This window comes from Streptomyces sp. NPDC043685 (genome assembly GCF_056436585.1).
The window spans coordinates 927510-942506 of record NZ_JBWKCH010000002.1; the positions used below are offsets into that span (position 1 = coordinate 927510).

19 protein-coding genes are annotated in these 14997 nt (G+C 73.1%); 2 read left to right on the top strand and 17 right to left on the bottom strand.

Features of this window, described 5'->3' with window-relative positions; translation table 11 throughout:
- Positions 1-168: 168 nt before the first annotated feature.
- The 10 genes from AC0665_RS08940 to AC0665_RS08985 all read right to left on the bottom strand — a co-directional run bounded on the left by AC0665_RS08940 (position 169) and on the right by AC0665_RS08985 (position 7195).
- Positions 169-822: a LuxR C-terminal-related transcriptional regulator gene (locus tag AC0665_RS08940; protein ID WP_468413596.1), complete on the bottom strand. Its 654-nt coding sequence runs from the start codon at positions 820-822 to the stop codon at positions 169-171.
- Complete coding sequence (locus AC0665_RS08945; protein WP_478704686.1) at positions 813-2072, bottom strand: sensor histidine kinase; 1260 nt, start codon at positions 2070-2072, stop codon at positions 813-815. The genes AC0665_RS08940 and AC0665_RS08945 overlap by 10 nt, the downstream gene beginning before the upstream one ends.
- A 96-nt stretch (positions 2073-2168) precedes the next feature.
- Positions 2169-3179: an SDR family oxidoreductase gene (locus AC0665_RS08950; RefSeq protein ID WP_478704687.1), complete on the bottom strand. Its 1011-nt coding sequence runs from the start codon at positions 3177-3179 to the stop codon at positions 2169-2171.
- A gap of 87 nt (positions 3180-3266) precedes the next feature.
- Entirely contained in the window at positions 3267-3857 is a 591-nt protein-coding gene (locus tag AC0665_RS08955; RefSeq protein WP_478704688.1) for a winged helix-turn-helix domain-containing protein, read from the bottom strand.
- Positions 3858-3975: 118 nt separating this feature from the next.
- The gene (locus tag AC0665_RS08960) at positions 3976-4098 is read right to left on the bottom strand and encodes a hypothetical protein (protein WP_363120811.1); all 123 of its coding nucleotides are present in this window, start codon (positions 4096-4098) and stop codon (positions 3976-3978) included.
- 78 nt (positions 4099-4176) lie between these two features.
- Positions 4177-4305 (bottom strand): hypothetical protein, encoded by a 129-nt coding sequence (locus AC0665_RS08965; RefSeq protein ID WP_478602717.1) that lies wholly within the window; start codon positions 4303-4305, stop codon positions 4177-4179.
- 34 nt (positions 4306-4339) lie between these two features.
- Positions 4340-4573, bottom strand: coding sequence for a hypothetical protein (locus AC0665_RS08970; RefSeq protein WP_478602719.1), 234 nt, complete (start codon positions 4571-4573; stop codon positions 4340-4342).
- Positions 4574-4607: 34 nt separating this feature from the next.
- On the bottom strand, positions 4608-5639 hold the full coding sequence (gene glnII, locus AC0665_RS08975; RefSeq protein WP_468413606.1) for a glutamine synthetase: 1032 nt from the start codon (positions 5637-5639) through the stop codon (positions 4608-4610).
- A 393-nt stretch (positions 5640-6032) separates the two neighbouring features.
- Positions 6033-6716 carry an RlpA-like double-psi beta-barrel domain-containing protein gene (locus tag AC0665_RS08980; protein ID WP_468638020.1) on the bottom strand — a complete coding sequence of 228 codons (684 nt, stop codon included), beginning with the start codon at positions 6714-6716 and terminating at the stop codon, positions 6033-6035.
- Positions 6717-6835: 119 nt separating this feature from the next.
- A complete protein-coding gene (locus tag AC0665_RS08985; RefSeq protein ID WP_478704689.1) occupies positions 6836-7195 on the bottom strand; it encodes an arsenate reductase family protein in 360 nt (119 codons plus the stop codon).
- A gap of 228 nt (positions 7196-7423) precedes the next feature.
- Here AC0665_RS08985 and AC0665_RS08990 point away from each other — a divergent pair, with 228 nt between their 5' ends.
- Positions 7424-7738 carry a hypothetical protein gene (locus AC0665_RS08990; protein WP_478602723.1) on the top strand — a complete coding sequence of 105 codons (315 nt, stop codon included), beginning with the start codon at positions 7424-7426 and terminating at the stop codon, positions 7736-7738.
- Between the two features lie 59 nt (positions 7739-7797).
- On the opposite strand, the gene AC0665_RS08995 is transcribed toward AC0665_RS08990, so the two are convergent.
- Complete coding sequence (locus AC0665_RS08995) at positions 7798-8853, bottom strand: aldo/keto reductase (RefSeq protein WP_478704690.1); 1056 nt, start codon at positions 8851-8853, stop codon at positions 7798-7800.
- A 102-nt stretch (positions 8854-8955) separates the two neighbouring features.
- Here AC0665_RS08995 and AC0665_RS09000 point away from each other — a divergent pair, with 102 nt between their 5' ends.
- Positions 8956-9582, top strand: coding sequence for a TetR/AcrR family transcriptional regulator (locus AC0665_RS09000; protein ID WP_478704691.1), 627 nt, complete (start codon positions 8956-8958; stop codon positions 9580-9582).
- Between the two features lie 24 nt (positions 9583-9606).
- Here the strand turns inward: AC0665_RS09000 and AC0665_RS09005 are convergent, their stop codons facing one another.
- The 6 genes from AC0665_RS09005 to AC0665_RS09030 all read right to left on the bottom strand — a co-directional run bounded on the left by AC0665_RS09005 (position 9607) and on the right by AC0665_RS09030 (position 14982).
- Positions 9607-10791, bottom strand: a complete 1185-nt coding sequence (locus AC0665_RS09005; RefSeq protein ID WP_478704692.1) for a winged helix DNA-binding domain-containing protein — start codon at positions 10789-10791, stop codon at positions 9607-9609.
- A gap of 77 nt (positions 10792-10868) precedes the next feature.
- Positions 10869-12491 (bottom strand): alpha/beta fold hydrolase, encoded by a 1623-nt coding sequence (locus AC0665_RS09010; protein ID WP_478704693.1) that lies wholly within the window; start codon positions 12489-12491, stop codon positions 10869-10871.
- 40 nt (positions 12492-12531) lie between these two features.
- Positions 12532-13116, bottom strand: a complete 585-nt coding sequence (gene pspAB, locus AC0665_RS09015) for a PspA-associated protein PspAB (RefSeq protein ID WP_478602733.1) — start codon at positions 13114-13116, stop codon at positions 12532-12534.
- 7 nt (positions 13117-13123) lie between these two features.
- Positions 13124-14041 carry a zinc metalloprotease HtpX gene (gene htpX, locus AC0665_RS09020; RefSeq protein ID WP_478704694.1) on the bottom strand — a complete coding sequence of 306 codons (918 nt, stop codon included), beginning with the start codon at positions 14039-14041 and terminating at the stop codon, positions 13124-13126.
- A 98-nt stretch (positions 14042-14139) separates the two neighbouring features.
- The gene (locus AC0665_RS09025) at positions 14140-14511 is read right to left on the bottom strand and encodes a cupin domain-containing protein (protein WP_468413621.1); all 372 of its coding nucleotides are present in this window, start codon (positions 14509-14511) and stop codon (positions 14140-14142) included.
- Between the two features lie 207 nt (positions 14512-14718).
- A complete protein-coding gene (locus AC0665_RS09030; RefSeq protein WP_468413623.1) occupies positions 14719-14982 on the bottom strand; it encodes an SCO2583/SCO2584 N-terminal domain-containing protein in 264 nt (87 codons plus the stop codon).
- Positions 14983-14997 lie beyond the last annotated feature (15 nt).

Here is a 14997-nt window from a genome sequence, read left to right on the forward strand (position 1 = left end):
GGCGCCCGACAGGAGTGAAGCGGCTCCCTTCCATACGCAGTGCGTCCCACGGGTGTTCAGGGGTACCGGAAATTGATGCGAGATTCGTGAGGACTCTGTGTTCTCAACAGCCGCTGGCGCACCGGGAGTTGCGGATCGTCCACAGGGGGTGAGAAGACGGGTCCGGTTTCACCGGCCGTGGTCGAGATACGCGAGAACCGCCAGCACGCGGCGGTTGTCGTCGTCCGAGACCTCAAGGCCCAGTTTGCCGAAGATGTTCGCGGTGTGTTTGGCGATCGCCCGTTCCGTCACGACCAGTTTCCCGGCGATCGCCGCGTTGGACCGGCCCTGCGCCATCAGCTCCAGCACCTCCCGCTCCCGGGGCGTCAGCCGCGCCAGCGGCCGGTCGTCGCCCGAACGGCGGGCCAGAAGCTGCTGGATGACCTGCGGGTCCATCGCCGTGCCCCCGGCGGCGACCCGCCGTACGGCGTCCACGAACTGCTCGGCGTCGAAGACCCGGTCCTTCAGCAGATAGCCGACCCCGCCGCTGCCGTCGGCGAGCAGCTCACGCGCGTACAGCTGCTCCACGTGCTGGGAGAGCACCAGCACCGGCAGCCCGGGCCGCGCGCGGCGGGCGTCGAGCGCGCACTGCAGGCCCTCGTCGGTGTGCGTGGGCGGCAGGCGGACGTCGACCACGGCGACGTCCGGGTCCAGCTCGGCCAGCGCGGCGGCCAGTTCGGGACCGGACTCGACGGCCGCCACGATCTCGAAGCCGTGCGCCTGGAGCAGCCGGACCAGGCCGTCGCGCAGCAGGAAGAGGTCTTCGGCCAGGACTACGCGCAAGGGATCTCCATGGTGACCATGGTGGGGCCGCCCGCGGGGCTGCTGACGGCCAGGACGCCGTCGAATGTACCCAGTCGCCGCTCGACCCCGGCCAGCCCCGAACCGGCTCCGATCACCGCGCCGCCCTTGCCGTTGTCCGTGACGGTCGCCCGCAGCATGCCGTCCGCCCGGTGCAGGTCGACCCAGATCCGGTCGGCGCCCGAGTGCTTCACGGCGTTGGTGAGCACCTCGCTCACCGCGAAGTACGCGGCCGACTCCACCGGCGCCTCGGCCCGCCCGGGCAGGTCCACGCTCACCTCGGTGGCCACCGGCAGCCGCAGCGCCAGCGCCCGCACGGCGTCTCCCAGGCCGCGTTCGGCCAGGACCGGCGGATGGATGCCCCGCACCAGCTCGCGCAGTTCCGTCAGAGCCTCCACCGAGGACTTACGGGCCTGCGCGATCAGCTTCCTGGCCTGGGCCGGGTCCTTGTCGAGGAGCGCCTCGATGGTGCCGAGGTCCATGCCGACGGCGACCAGCCGGGCCTGGGCCCCGTCGTGCAGATCCCGCTCGATGCGCCGCAGTTCGGCGGCGGAGGTGTCGACGGCGTCGCGCCGCGTCTCGGTCAGCACCCGTACCCGCTCGGCCAGTTCCCCCTGGTCGCTGCCGAGCACGGCCCGGGTGAGCCGGAAGTGGACGCCCAGCAGGCGCGGGGTGAGGAAGTGCGCGAGGAACAGCAGCACCAGACCCAGGGCGGCCGCACCGAACGCGGACGTCTGGTCGGTGACCGGCACGAAGCCGTACCAGTACCCGTCGGGGAAGACCCGCCACAGCCCGAGCGCGAGGGCGAACCCCTCCAGCGGATAGAGGAGCAGCACCGCCGGCAGCAGCGCGGTGACGAACCCAGCGGTCATGTCGACCGGCAGCCACCGCAGGTCCCGCCAGGTCGCCGGGTCGCGGAGCATCCCGAAGGTGCGCGCCCAGGGGTTGGCGTCCTCGGGCAGCGGCCGGTACGCCGGTGGGATCCGCACCCCGCCCCACTCCGCCGCGAGCAGCCGCCGCGCGTCGGCGAACGCCCGCACCCCCGTCAGCACGTAGGGCGTGGTGACGATGCCGACCCCGATGGGGATGAGCGCGATCGAGACCAGGGACAGGCACAAGCACAGCACCGCCCCCGGCAGGGAGACGAGGGCCAGCGCCAGCCCCCGCACCGCCGCGAGCCCGATGCCCCGCCCTGTCGTCCGCCCGGTGCCGTTCTTCGTGTCCATGGTCATGGCGTCAGTCTCGCCGAGCGGACGTGCCGGGTCACGGGGCCGGGCACCCGGCCCGGGGGTGGTGCTACGTACACCCGAGGGGCGAACGCGCGGTGTTCACGCGCCGGTTCCGGCCGCGAGGACCTTCGCCTCCACCTCCGGGTCCAGGCCCTTGCGCGTCCGGTCGGGGCGCTGGGGCGCGACACCGCCGAGGCCGCGCAGCCACTGCCAGGTGTCGGCCACGGTCTCCCCGACGGGCCGGCAGACCAGGCCGGTCCCAACCGCCCGGGAGACGTCCGCGCTGTGCAGGGCGTCGTGCAGGTCGCTGCCCGGCGGCACCCACACCGGCAACTCCGTCCACGGCTCGATGCCCGCCTCCAGGATCACCCCGGGTTCGGTCCAGCGCAGTTCGGCCGCACCGCCCGTGACCCGCGCGCACGCGTCGAGGAACGTCCCCGTCGTGGCGTGCCCCTGCGGACTGATCAGGTTGTACGGCCCGCTCAGCTCCTGCTCCGCCGCGCCGAGGAGCCACTGCGACAGGTCCCGGACGTCGACGTACTGCAGGGGGAGGTCCCGCGGCCCCGGCGCCAGGACGGGGCCGCCGCGGGCCATCCGGGTCAGCCACCACGGCAGCCGGCCGACGTTCTCGTACGGGCCGAGGATCAGCCCGGCCCGGACGAGCACCGACCGGTCCGCGCCGAAGGCGTCCAGCACGGCCAGCTCGCCGCCCCTCTTGTCCCGGGCGTAGTCGGTCTGCTCCGCGTCGGCCGACGCCCCCTCGACCAGGGGCGCGTCCTCGTCGTACCCGGCGGGCGGGGCCCACGCGTACACCGAGCAGCTCGACACGTACACGTACCGGCCGGCGCGGCCCCGCAGCAGCCGCGCCGTGTCCCGCACCGCGCTCGGCGCCGCCGACCAGGTGTCGACGACGACGTCCCACTCGCCCGGCTCGTCGGCGAGGGCGGCCAGGCCGCCGGGCGCGGTGCGGTCGCCGAGCAGCGACCGCGCACCCGGCGGCGCCTCGTGCCGCCCCCGGTGGAAGACGGTCACCTCCCAGCCCCGCCCCAGCGCCGCCTCCACGACGGCCCGCCCCACGAACTCCGTACCGCCCAGCATCAGAAGCCTCATGCCGGTGACTCTGCCCGGTGGGACGAGGAGAGGGAACGGGGATCTGCTGTCAGCAGACGCCGCGCGGCACAGCCGTGCCGGGGCGCCTCAACGTGCCGTCGGGGGCACGTACTTGTAGCCCACGCGGCGCACGGTGCGGATCGTGTCGCGGTGCTCGGCCCCCAGCTTGCGGCGCAGGCGGGCGATGTGCACGTCGACCGTACGGCCGTCTCCCACGTGCCCGTAGCCCCACACCGTGCCGACCAGCTGGTCGCGGGTGTGCACCCGGCCCGGGTGCGCCACCAGGTGGGCCAGCAGTTCGAACTCCAGGTAGGTGAGGTCGAGCGGCCGGCCGTCCACCCGGGCGGTGCGCTGCACGGTGTCGACCCGGATCAGCGGATCGCCGCCCGGCTCGGTGGCGGTGTCCGGGCCGGCGGGCCCCGGCCGCTCCGGCACCGCCACCGGGAACGGCGGCTGCTGGTCGGCCGGGACGAGCACCAGGTAGCCGACCATCGCCGGGCGGCCCGGCAGGACGGGCAGGGCGTGCTGCGGGGCCGGCATCCAGGTGGCACCGGGCGGCAGCAGGTCCGCGACGGTCACCACCTCGTCCCGGTCGACGGCACGCAGCCGGTGCCGTGGACTCGGGGCCACGGAGGGGGCGAGGGGAGCGGCGGTGGACAGAGAACGAGTGATCGCCATGAGAGGTCAGCTCTTTCGCGCGAGGAGTTCGTCGGGGAGTTCGACGGCCGCGATGCGTGGGCGGGCTCGCCGAGGGACGTACGCGGTGCGCGCTGGCCGAGGGCCGGGGTGTACGGCTTCAGAGGGCCGGCGCGTTCATCGCGCGGCAACACACCCGGTCGAAGTCGTGGTCCTGGCGGGACGGCCAGAAGGGCTCGAGGTCATGGCGACCCGTCGCGGTGAGCTTCTGGTGGCTGGCCATGGGCCCATTGAAGCAGACACACGCCCGTCACAGCAGGGTCCTCTCACTGCTTGGACGTTTTCCGGCGGTCAGCCGGCCTCACTCCACGATCCGGGCGGTCTCCAGCAGGCCGCGCACGGCGCTGCGGACGACGTCGTCCGGGTGCGGGCCGTCACCGGACATGAGGTCGTGGACGATCCGGTGCCGCGCCTCGCCGAGCGTCTCCACGGGGTGGGGCCGCCGCCGTAGAACCGCTCCCCCTTCAGTGCCCGCCGGGCCGGCGGCCCACGGTGTCCTCGGTCCGGCCCGTGATGCGCCAGACCGCCAGCGCGGCGAGGGAGGAGCCGTCGCCGGTCAGGGACGGCTCGATGAACGGCAGCAACGGCGCGGCCGCGGGGCCGAGTTCGCTCGCCCGGTCCATCATCGCGAACGGGTACCGCCCGTCCGCCTGCCGGAGGAAGAAGGACAGTGCGTACGCGGAAGGGGCGCCTGCCAAGACGGCAGGCGCCCCTTCCGGGAAGGCGTGGGGATCAGACCTGGCCGGCCTTCTCCAGCGCCGAGCAGCAGGTGTCCACGATCAGCCGGGTCACCACGTAGGGGTCGACGTTGGCGTTCGGGCGGCGGTCCTCGATGTAGCCCTTGCCGTCCTTCTCGACCTGCCACGGGATGCGGACCGAGGCGCCGCGGTTGGAGACACCGTAGGAGTACTCGTTCCACGGGGCGGTCTCGTGCAGACCGGTCAGGCGGTCGTCGATGCCGGCGCCGTAGTTCTTGACGTGGTCGAGCGGCTTGGAGCCCTCGCCGAGCGACTCGCACGCGGTGATGATCGCGTCGTAGCCCTCGCGCATCGCCTTGGTGGAGAAGTTGGTGTGCGCGCCGGCACCGTTCCAGTCGCCCTTGACCGGCTTGGGGTCGAGGGTGGCGGCGACGTCGAAGTCCTCGGCGGTGCGGTAGAGCAGCCAGCGGGCCACCCACAGCTGGTCGGAGACCTCCAGCGGGGACAGCGGGCCGACCTGGAACTCCCACTGGCCGGGCATGACCTCGGCGTTGATGCCGGACAGGCCGAGGCCCGCCTTCAGGCAGTTGTCGAGGTGGGCCTCGACGACGTCACGGCCGAAGATCTCGTCCGCGCCGACACCGCAGTAGTAGCCGCCCTGGGGCGCCGGGAAGCCGCCCTTGGGGAAGCCGAGCGGGTAGCCGTCCTTGAAGAACGTGTACTCCTGCTCGATGCCGAAGACCGGCTCCTGCGCCGCGAAGCGCTCCGCCACCTCGGCCAGCGCGGCCCGGGTGTTGGTGGGGTGCGGGGTGAGGTCGATGTTCAGGACCTCGCACAGCACCAGGACGTCGTCGCCGCCGCGGATCGGGTCCGGGCAGCTGAAGACCGGCTTGAGGACGCAGTCCGAGGAGTGCCCCTCGGCCTGGTTGGTGGAAGACCCGTCGAAGCCCCAGATCGGCAGCGCGTCCAGACCGGCGGGTGCACCCGTGATGATCTTGGTCTTGGAACGCAGTTTGGCCGTCGGCTCGGTGCCGTCGATCCAGATGTACTCAGCCTTGAAGGTCACGGGCCACATCCTTCGGGGGTGTGTCTGGGCGCGTATCGCGGGTGCTGCGGCGCTGCGGCACCGGTGCGCCGCGTCTGCTGCCCGGCAGCCTGGCAACAGGCGATTACCCGGCCATTGCTCGCATGTGAACCCCGTGTTACCTGGCGGCGCTGTGCCGTACTTCACCGCGGAGAGGGCGTCCCGCCGGAGCGGCGCCCCTCACCGGCGCCCCTCACCGGCGCCCTTCACCGGCGCCCCTCACCGGCTCCCCTCCGTCGAGCCGGTGACGGGCGCCGCGGGGCCCGGACGCGCCGGTCCTGCCGCCCCCGGCCGGGGGCGGCAGGACCGGGGACACGTACGAGGGGCGGCCGAGGGGGTGGCCGCCGCCTCATCCGTTCAGTCGGTCGTACGGCCTCACCCCACCTTCTCGATCAGGGCCCGGCGGATCAAGAACTTGCCGGGCTCACGGACCTGTTCGAAGGCGGCGTTGTTCAGCAGCGCACAGCTGCCGGAGACCGAAGTGACCTCCACCGTCGTGGACTTGTTGTTGTCCAGGTTGGTGACCTTCAGCTTGGTGCCGGCCGGGAACTGGTTGCTGGACGCGGCGGGCGCACCGCCCTCGCCGGACAGGGTGACGGTCGAGCCGTTGCACACCTGCTGTCCGGCAGCGGCGCCGCCGCCGGTGTTTCCCGCGGGAGCGGACGCGGCGGGCTGCGACGGCCGGGCCGAAGCTGCGGGCGGCTGGGCCGGAGGGGCGGGCTGCGACGGCTGCGCGGTCTGGGAGTCCTGAGCCGACTCCCCGACGGCGCACCCCGACGCCTCCTGCTTCCGCTTGATCTCCGCGACGACCGCCTCGCGGTTGGCGATCCGTGCCTCGGACTGCGCGTCCGGGGCAGCCCGCTGGTCGGCGATGAACTTCTGGTTGTTGCCCAGGGCGGTGGCGAGACCCAGGCAGACCGTCGATTCCGACGCCGACTTGGGGGTCGGTGCGGCGTTCGACGTGCTCGCCATGACGAAGGCCCCGCCTCCCGCCACCGTCGCCGCGCTCACCAGCAGTGCGAGCTTCTTCTTCGTGCCGAGCGTTCTCCTGCGCGACATGCGCGCCTCCTGAAAGAGGTAGGGGAGCGTACGCCGCTATGTACGAGATACCGAACGAGGCTACTCAGCGGGTGTGGAAGTCACTCGAGTGACCTGCGCCACACGGGTCCGGCGGCCGGTCAGCGCGCCAGGGCGTCCCGCACGGCCTCGTCGGTCCGGCCCACCACCGCCGTGCCGTCGTCCGCGGTGATGATCGGGCGCTGGATCAGCTTCGGGTGCTCGGCCAGTGCCGAGATCCAGCGGTCGCGCGAACTCGCCTCGCGCGGCCACTCCTTGAGCCCGAGCTCCTTGGCGTCGGCCTCCTGGGTGCGGGTGATGTCCCAGGGTTCGAGACCGAGGCGATCGAGCACGCCGCGGATCTCGTCCTCGCTCGGCACGTCCTCCAGGTAGCGGCGGACGGTGTAGTCGGCGCCCTCGGCGTCGAGCAGCGTCAGGGCGCTGCGGCACTTCGAACACGCGGGATTGATCCAGATCTCCATGTGTACACGGTACGCGCCGACCGCCTTGTTCGATTTTCTGGCGCCCCTCGCGCCCCTCTCGGAGCTGCCGTGACGTGGCGCCAATTCCCGTGCTCACCTGGTCTTTTGGCGGACTCGGCGGACTCCCCGTTGTCAGTGCCCGGCGGTAGACTGTAAGCAGTGTTCGAGGGTGGCGCCGGGGATGCCGACGTCTTCGGTGAGCCGCCCGACCGCGACAGGAGGATGCCTGTGCCCGCTGCCGCCCTGAAGTCGAAGCCGTTGCCCACCCAGTCCACCGCGAAGCGCCCCGTCCTGCTCGACCTGCCTTATGCGCCCGTGGAGAAGCGGCCGTTGCCGCCGGGCCGGCCGCGCGAGTGGTACGTGACGCACAACCGCCGCCTCAAGGCGATGCGCCTGGCCATCGCCCTGCTCGACTCGGGCGTCTACATGCCGAACCAGGCCCGCGACGAGACGATCCGCGACGCGGCGGAACTGATCGGCGTCCACCCGCCGTCGGACACGACCTGCCACATGGTGCGGGCGCTCATGCGCTACGCCCGCTGAACCACACCGGTCCGAGCGCCGGGTGCCCCGCGGATGGTCGCGGGGTGCCCGGCGCTCGCTCATGCCGCCCGGCCGGGCGGCGGGAACACCGGCGGGTTCAGACGGGCGAAGCCCTCCTGCCGCTCGTAGGGGAAGTAGGGGTACGGCGCCGGGCGGTGGCTCGCCGCGTCGAGTCTGGCCACCTGCTCGGGGGTGAGGCTCCAGCCGACGGCGCCGAGGTTCTGGCGCAGTTGCCGCTCGTCCCGGGCGCCGATGAGGACGGAGGAGACGGTCGGCCGCCGGAGCAGCCAGTTGAGAGCGATCTGCGGGACCGCCCTGCCCGTCTCCCGCGCGATCTCCTCCAGTACGTCGACGACGTCGTAGAGGTGCTCGTCGCAGACGGGCGGGCCGTAGTCGGCGGTGCGGTGCAGCCGGCTGCCGGGCGGGATCGGGGCGCCGCGGCGGACCTTGCCGGTGAGCCGCCCCCAGCCCAGCGGGCTCCAGACGATCGCGCCGAGGCCCTGGTCGAGGGCGAGCGGCATCAGTTCCCACTCGTAGTCGCGGCCGACGAGGGAGTAGTACACCTGGTGGGCCACATAACGCGGGTGGCCGTGCCGTTCCGCGGCCGCGAGGGACTTCATCACCTGCCAGCCGGAGAAGTTGGAGACGCCGGTGTAGCGCACCTTGCCCGCCCGGACCAGTGAGTCGAGTGCGGCCAGCACCTCCTCCACCGGTGTGCCGGCGTCGAAGGCGTGGAGCTGGAAGAGGTCGATGTGGTCCGTGCCGAGGCGGCGCAGGGCGTCCTCGCAGGCGCGGATCAGGCGGGAGCGGGAGGAACCCGCGTCGCCCGGTCCGTCACCCGTCGGCAGGCTCGTCTTGGTGGAGACGATCACCTGGTCCCGGCGGCCCTTGATCGCCTGTCCGAGCACCTCCTCGGACGCGCCGGCGGAGTAGACGTCGGCGGTGTCGAACATCGTGATCCCCGCGTCCAGGCAGATGTCCACCAGCCTGCGTGCCTCCTGGGCGTCGGTCGTGCCCCACGCGCCGAAGAGCGGGCCCCGCCCGCCGAAGGTGCCGGCTCCGAAGCTCAGCGCGGGGACCATCAGTCCGGACGCGCCCAGCCGTCTGTATTCCATGTCGGGCCCCTTTCGGGAGTCACCCGCCTTAACGGGCCTGTAGTTCCGTTAGCAGTCACTAAGGTAGCAGGGTGGAGCCGCTAATGGAACAGGAGTGCCGTTATGCCTGATGGAGGAGACCCGGGGACCGTCCGGCCCGGGGGACGCACGGCGCGCGTGCGGGAGTCCGTCCTGCGGGCGGCCGAGGACGCCCTGACCGAGCAGGGCTTCACCGGCCTGGACCTGGCCGACGTCGCGCGCCGCGCCGGGGTGGGCAAGACGACCGTCTACCGCCGCTGGGGGACGGTGACCGGCCTGGTCGCGGACCTCCTGGAGGACATGGCCGAGCAGTCGGCGCCGCGCACCGAGACCGGCTCGCTGCTCGGCGACCTGACGGCCAACGCCCGCCTGGTGCTGCGCACGCTGACGGATCCCCGGCAGGCGCCGCTGTTCAAGGCCCTGATCGCCGCCGCCACGGGTGATGTGAAGACGGCCGCGGCCCTGCACCGCTTCTACGACGTCCGCGTCCGGGAATGGGCACCCTGCGTCCGGCAGGCCGTCGAGCGGGGCGAGGTGCCCGAGGGCACCGACGCGCACGAGGTGGTCCGGGCGGTCTCCGCCCCGCTCTACTACCACCTGCTGATCAGCGGGGTCCGGCTGGACGAGGCCCTGGCCGACCGGGCCGCCGGGGCGGCGGTGACGGCGGCGCGGGCGGGGGCGTACGTCACGGACCGGGGGAGGAAGACCTAAGGAGGGTCTCCAGGGGGCCGCTCCTCAGCCCGCCGCGAGTTCCTTCTCCAGCGGTGTGCGGAAGCGCGGTGTGACCCTCGTCGTCCCCAGCCATCCGGTGAGCCGCTCCGCCTCCGCCCCGATCGCCGCGCGGGCCTCCCGGCCGACGCCCTCCTCGTCGAGGATCCGCCAGGTGATCTCCCCGTCGGGCCGCTGGGCCCAGCCGCCGATCACCCGTCCGTTCCACCACACCGTCGGCCCGACGTTGCCGCTGCCGTCGAACAACCGGGGCCGCAGCCCGGGGGCGAGATACCAGTCGCGCTGCTGCCACCCCATGGCCGTCGGGTCGAGGCCGGGCAGCAGCGCGGCCCAGGGCTCGTCGGGGGAGGCCACCGGGCCCGCGTCGCCCTCGGCCACGTACCCCGTGCCCTCGTCCAGCGACACCGGCTCCGCGCCGATCGCGGCCAGGGCCCTGCGGACCTCGGTCACGCGCCACCCCGTCCACCACTTCAGGTCGGCCTCGGTCGCCGGACCGCACGCGGTGAGCCACCGCCGCAGCAGCTCCGCCTGCGCACCGGCCGTGTCCAGCTCGGCATGCTCGGGCGCCACGGCCCAGCGGAACTTGCTGGACGTCCAGGAGCCGAGCGGTCGGCCGCGCACGACCTTCCCCTCGACGCCCAGCACCCTCAGCAGCCGGGTCGAGACCGTGTGCACCCCTTCGTAGCTCTTCCCGGCCGCGTACACGAACTGCTCCCGCAACCGCGGTTCGTCCTCGGCGAGTTCGGCCGCGGTCGCCTGCCCGCGCCGGGCGAGCGCCGCCAGCGCCGACTCCTCGACCTCCTTCAGCCAGGCCGCGTCCGGCGCGCCCGCCGCCGCCATGTGCTTGAGCAGCGAGGCCCTCTCCCGGGCGGCGACGGCCAGCCCCGTCGAGGCGTGCACGACGGCGGTCAGCTCGGTCGGGAACACGAACACCGTGTGCCGCATGCCGTGCATCCGCACCAGGGAACGGTCCTCGTACAGGGCCCGGCTCGTCTCCCCGACGGTCCCGGCGGGGTCGGCGAGCCGGGCGCCCACGGCCAGGTACACCGTCGCCGGGTCCGTGCCGTGCAGCGCGACCAGAGCGTCGGCCACCTCCTCGGGCGTCCCCGCCCGGGCCTGCCGCGCGAGCCGCTGCCGCAGCGCGAGCCGGGCCCGCCGTTCGGCCACGTCGATGTACCGCTGCGCACCCATGCCGGCCTCCGTTCGTCGCATGCCCCGACCGGACCGCATCATCGCGGACGCCACTGACATTCACCTCACCGAACGCCTCAGGAGTACCGCTCCAGCAGCCCCGCCACATATGCCTCCAGCCGTCCGGCCAGCACCTCCGGCGTCAGATCGGCCCGGCCCAGCTCCCGCCACGGCTCTGCCAACCGCGCCCCGTCGGGGACGTAGGCCAGGGCGTCGAGCAGCCGCCAGTACAGATGCTCCGGGCCGTCGGCCAGGCGGCGCCCGCCCCGGGCCTCGTAGCGCTCCCGGAAACCGAGGCCGTACTCGGGTCCGTGCAGCAGCGCCAGTGCCGTGGAGCAGTGGGCGACGTCCAGGTCGGCGGGCCCCCACGAGGTCTCCACCCAGTCGACGACACCACTGACCCGCAGCCCGGCGCCCGAACCGGTGAACAGCACGTTCCCGGGGTGGAAGTCCCGGTGCAGGAAACAGCCCTCGTACGGCGGGGGCTCACGCCGGATGACGTCCACCGCCCGCTCCCAGCCCGGCGGGACCGTCGCCGGAGACGTCCACGCCTGGTACGCACGCGGACGCTCCCGGGGAACGACCCGGTGGATGAGGGCCAGCTGGTCCGCCAGCAGGTCCACCCGCGCGTCGAGTTCCTCCTCGTCGACCCGGACCCGCCCCGGCAGCACGGACATCAGCAGGGACGGATGGTCGCAGTGCTCGCCGGTCGCGTCGACGCCGATCAGCTCGGCGGCCGGCACACCCTCCTGCCCGGCCAGCAGCGCGAGGACCCCCGCCTCGCGGGCCAACAGCCCGGGCGCGTGCCGCCGGAAGAACGGCTGCACGAAAGTCCGCAGCGCCAGCCGGGTGCCGTCGTCGAGGGTGAGCCGCCGCATCTGGGCGCTCCAGCCACCGGCCAGGAAGGACGAGGCGGCCACCGTACGGCCCGCCGGGAGCTGCCCGGCCACCCACGCGCGCGTCGCCGTCCAGCCCCCCTCGCCCAGTCCGGTCAGGACGGCGGTGACGAACGCCCGCCGGTCACCTGGGTGGTCGCGGAACCACAGGCCCAACCGGTGTTCCGCCTCGGGGAGTTCCCAGTGGGTGAACTGCGCGCGCCGGGCCAGCGCCTGCGACAGGGCCTGCGTCACGGCGGGCGGGATGACCTCGTCCGTCCCCGGCACCGCGAGCACCGCCCGCCCCTCGTAGGCCCGCAGGACGTCGAACGCGGGGGCCGTGCGCCAGCTCCCCGGCCCGCGGATGATCTCGCTGAACCGTCCGTCCCCCGTGCCGAACGGCACGTCCCACGCCTCGGCCGCGTACACCGCCGGCGCGCACAGCCCGAGGGCCGCCACCCGGTCCCCGTAGTGCCGGACGAGGTCGGCCACGGTCTGGCCGCTCATGCTGAACCCCACCAGGACCAGCGGCCCGTCCCCGCGGGCGTGGGCGTCGATCACGGACACGGCCTGCTCGAAGCGGCGGCGCAGACTCAGCTCCCGCAACAGGCCGGTGCTCTCCCCGTGCCCCGAGAAGTCGAAGGCGAGAGCATGACAGCTGTGCGCGGCGAACTCCACAAGCAGCGGCACCAGCCGCTCCTTGCAGCCGTTGCCCGCCCCGTGCAGCAGCACGACCGTGGCCCGGGCCGGCAGGCCGGCTCCGGCGGACAGCCCATCGAGTCGTTCGCCGCCGACGGTGTGGGTGAAGGGAACCGGCTCACTCATGCGGCCATTGACTCACGCGGCCCGCCGCCCCCGCGGGCGTTCACAGACCCGGGGCTCCCCACACCGGGAACCAGCGGCTCAGATCCTGCTCGATGCGCAGATCACCGGCGAGCGCGGCCCGCACCTGGAGTTCGAGTGCGTTGTCGCGCCGCTGCGTGCCGTCCGGCAGGGGCGCGAACGGATAGAACGTGCCGCGCTTGTAGAGGTAGACCAGCGCGAGCCGCCGGCCGGCGGGGTCCTCGAACCCGGCCAGGGAGCACAGCAGTTGGGGGCCAAAGCCGTTGACCTCCATCTGGCTGTTCACGGCGTGCAGGTCGTTCACGAGCGCGGCGAGCTGACCGGGGGTCCGGCGCGAGACCAGCCAGGAGTAGCCGTACTCGTCCAGCCGCAACTCCACCGGCGGGCCGTCGCGGTCGGTGTCGGCGTCCAGCAGGGCCTGCACCTCGCGGTGGGACTGCTCGAAGGCAGCGCCCTCGACGGTGGCGAAGCAGACCGCGCCCCGCCCGGTCGGGGTGAAGCCCGCGGCGGCCTCCAGCGTCACGGCCGCAGAGGGCAGCGCGAAGAGCCGGTCGAGATCCGCCACGACCGGTTTCGTCCGGCCGAGCAGGATGTCCAGCAGCCCCATGCGTCGATCACACCCCTCCGGGTGCCGCCGCCTCGCCGAGTTCGGCGGAGATCCGGCCCAGTTGGTCGAGCCGCTGCTCCAGGCTCGGGTGGGTCGAGAAGAGCCGCGCGATGCCGGGCTCGCGGCCCAGTGCCGGCGTGAAGTAGAAGGCGTTGAAGGCCTGTGCGGTGCGCAGGTCCCTGGCCGGGATGCGGGCGATGTCGCCCGAGACCTTGGTGAGCGCGGAGGCCAGCGCCGAGGGCCGGCCGGTGAGCTGGGCGGCCGCCCGGTCCGCCGCCAGTTCCCGGTAGCGGGACAGGGCCCGGATCAGCAGGAAGCTGATCGCGTACACGGCCGCCGACACGCCCATCACCGCGGCGAAGACGGCGGCGGTGTTCTGGTCCCTGCGGCCCGAGCCGAACAGCTGCGAGTACAAGGCGAACCGCACGACCAGCCCCGCGATCACCCCCAGGAACGACGCGACGGTGATCACGGCGACGTCCTTGTGCGCCACGTGCGACACCTCGTGCGCGAGCACACCCTCCAGCTCGGCCGGCTCCAGCCGCCGCAGCAGCCCGGTCGTCACACAGACCACCGCGTGGTCGGGGCTCCGCCCGGTCGCGAACGCGTTCGGCATGTCCATAACCGACACCGCCACCACCGGCTTGGGCATGTCGGCCAGGGCGCACAGCCGGTCGATCACCGCGTGCAGCTCGGGATACTCCTCCCGCTCCACGACCCGTCCGCGCATCGCGTACAGCGCGACCCGGTCGGAGAACCAGTACTGCGCGCCGAGCAGCGCCGCCGCGACCACCACGACCAGCACCCACGACTTCAGCAGCACGATCAACGCGGCGACGAACCCCACGTACAGCAACCCGAGCAGGAACAGCGTCACCCCCATACGGGTGGTCAACCGCCGGTCGGCCCGGAAGCGGCTGTGCATCTGCATCACCCCGCAGTCACGCACTCGTCCCACAGCCAGTGTGCACCCGGTGCTCCCCATGAACGGGTCGTGACCGTCTCCAGGACCGGCAAAGCCCGTCAGCCGCCCCCGGCCACCGCGTACCCCGGCACGGACGGCCACCGCACCGTCAGCACGACCGACTCCTCCTCCGCGACCCACGAGTGATCGACACCGCGCCCCCACACGACGTAGTCACCCTGTCGCTCCAGCAGCACACTGCGCCCGGGGAGTTCGACACGGAAACGCCCGCTGACGAGCACCAGCAGCGCGGTCCGCTCCTCGCCCCTGACCCACTCGGCCCGCTCGTCCCCGCGAGGATGCACACCCCACTTGATCTCCACGGCCTCGCTGTGCCGCGGATCTGCGGCGTCCTTGAAATGCCCGAGGATCCATCCCCGGTCCAGGGCGGCGTCCGCACCGGCGTTGCCCACGTACACGCTGTCACTCACATCGGCGGACGCTAGCAGCCACGCTCCGTGCCGACCCCACGCCGTGTCCGGCAGGTCCCCGAACCGGTACCGGGCCCCACGCCCGCACCCCCACGTCGAGCCCGGTCCAGGCGGCCGGATCGGCGAGGTCGATCACTTCGCCGAGCGGCGCCCCCCGTACCAGCCGCGCCGCGGCCGCTTCCCCACCCCGGATGTCCTCGTCCACGCCTAGTACGGCGCGCGGAAGTCGGCGTACCCCAGCAGCACGATCACCGCCGCCACGCAGCCCAGCACCACGGCGGTCGAGATCCAGGAGGAGCGGCTGCGGCGGGAGGACACGTAGTCCGGGTCGGCACGGAACGGCACGGGCCCGGGAGGGTTGTGCTTCCAGCGCGCGGCGAGCATACGGGCCCGGGCGGAGGGCTCCTTGTGCTCGGCCGCGTCCGCCCATCTGAGGTCGAACTCGCGCTCGTTCTCGTCCCGCTCGGACATCCCCGTTCCCTCTCT

Coding starts and splice junctions, on each gene's coding strand:
- AC0665_RS08945 (WP_478704686.1), bottom strand. CDS start 2,072: ATGACCATGGACACGAAGAACGGCACCGGGCGGACGACAGGGCGGGGC.
- AC0665_RS08950 (WP_478704687.1), bottom strand. CDS start 3,179: ATGAGGCTTCTGATGCTGGGCGGTACGGAGTTCGTGGGGCGGGCCGTC.
- AC0665_RS08955 (WP_478704688.1), bottom strand. CDS start 3,857: ATGGCGATCACTCGTTCTCTGTCCACCGCCGCTCCCCTCGCCCCCTCC.
- AC0665_RS08960 (WP_363120811.1), bottom strand. CDS start 4,098: ATGGCCAGCCACCAGAAGCTCACCGCGACGGGTCGCCATGACCTCGAG.
- AC0665_RS08980 (WP_468638020.1), bottom strand. CDS start 6,716: ATGTCGCGCAGGAGAACGCTCGGCACGAAGAAGAAGCTCGCACTGCTG.
- AC0665_RS08985 (WP_478704689.1), bottom strand. CDS start 7,195: ATGGAGATCTGGATCAATCCCGCGTGTTCGAAGTGCCGCAGCGCCCTG.
- AC0665_RS08995 (WP_478704690.1), bottom strand. CDS start 8,853: ATGGAATACAGACGGCTGGGCGCGTCCGGACTGATGGTCCCCGCGCTG.
- AC0665_RS09000 (WP_478704691.1), top strand. CDS start 8,956: ATGCCTGATGGAGGAGACCCGGGGACCGTCCGGCCCGGGGGACGCACG.
- AC0665_RS09005 (WP_478704692.1), bottom strand. CDS start 10,791: ATGGGTGCGCAGCGGTACATCGACGTGGCCGAACGGCGGGCCCGGCTC.
- AC0665_RS09010 (WP_478704693.1), bottom strand. CDS start 12,491: ATGAGTGAGCCGGTTCCCTTCACCCACACCGTCGGCGGCGAACGACTC.
- pspAB (WP_478602733.1), bottom strand. CDS start 13,116: ATGGGGCTGCTGGACATCCTGCTCGGCCGGACGAAACCGGTCGTGGCG.
- htpX (WP_478704694.1), bottom strand. CDS start 14,041: ATGCACAGCCGCTTCCGGGCCGACCGGCGGTTGACCACCCGTATGGGG.
- AC0665_RS09030 (WP_468413623.1), bottom strand. CDS start 14,982: ATGTCCGAGCGGGACGAGAACGAGCGCGAGTTCGACCTCAGATGGGCG.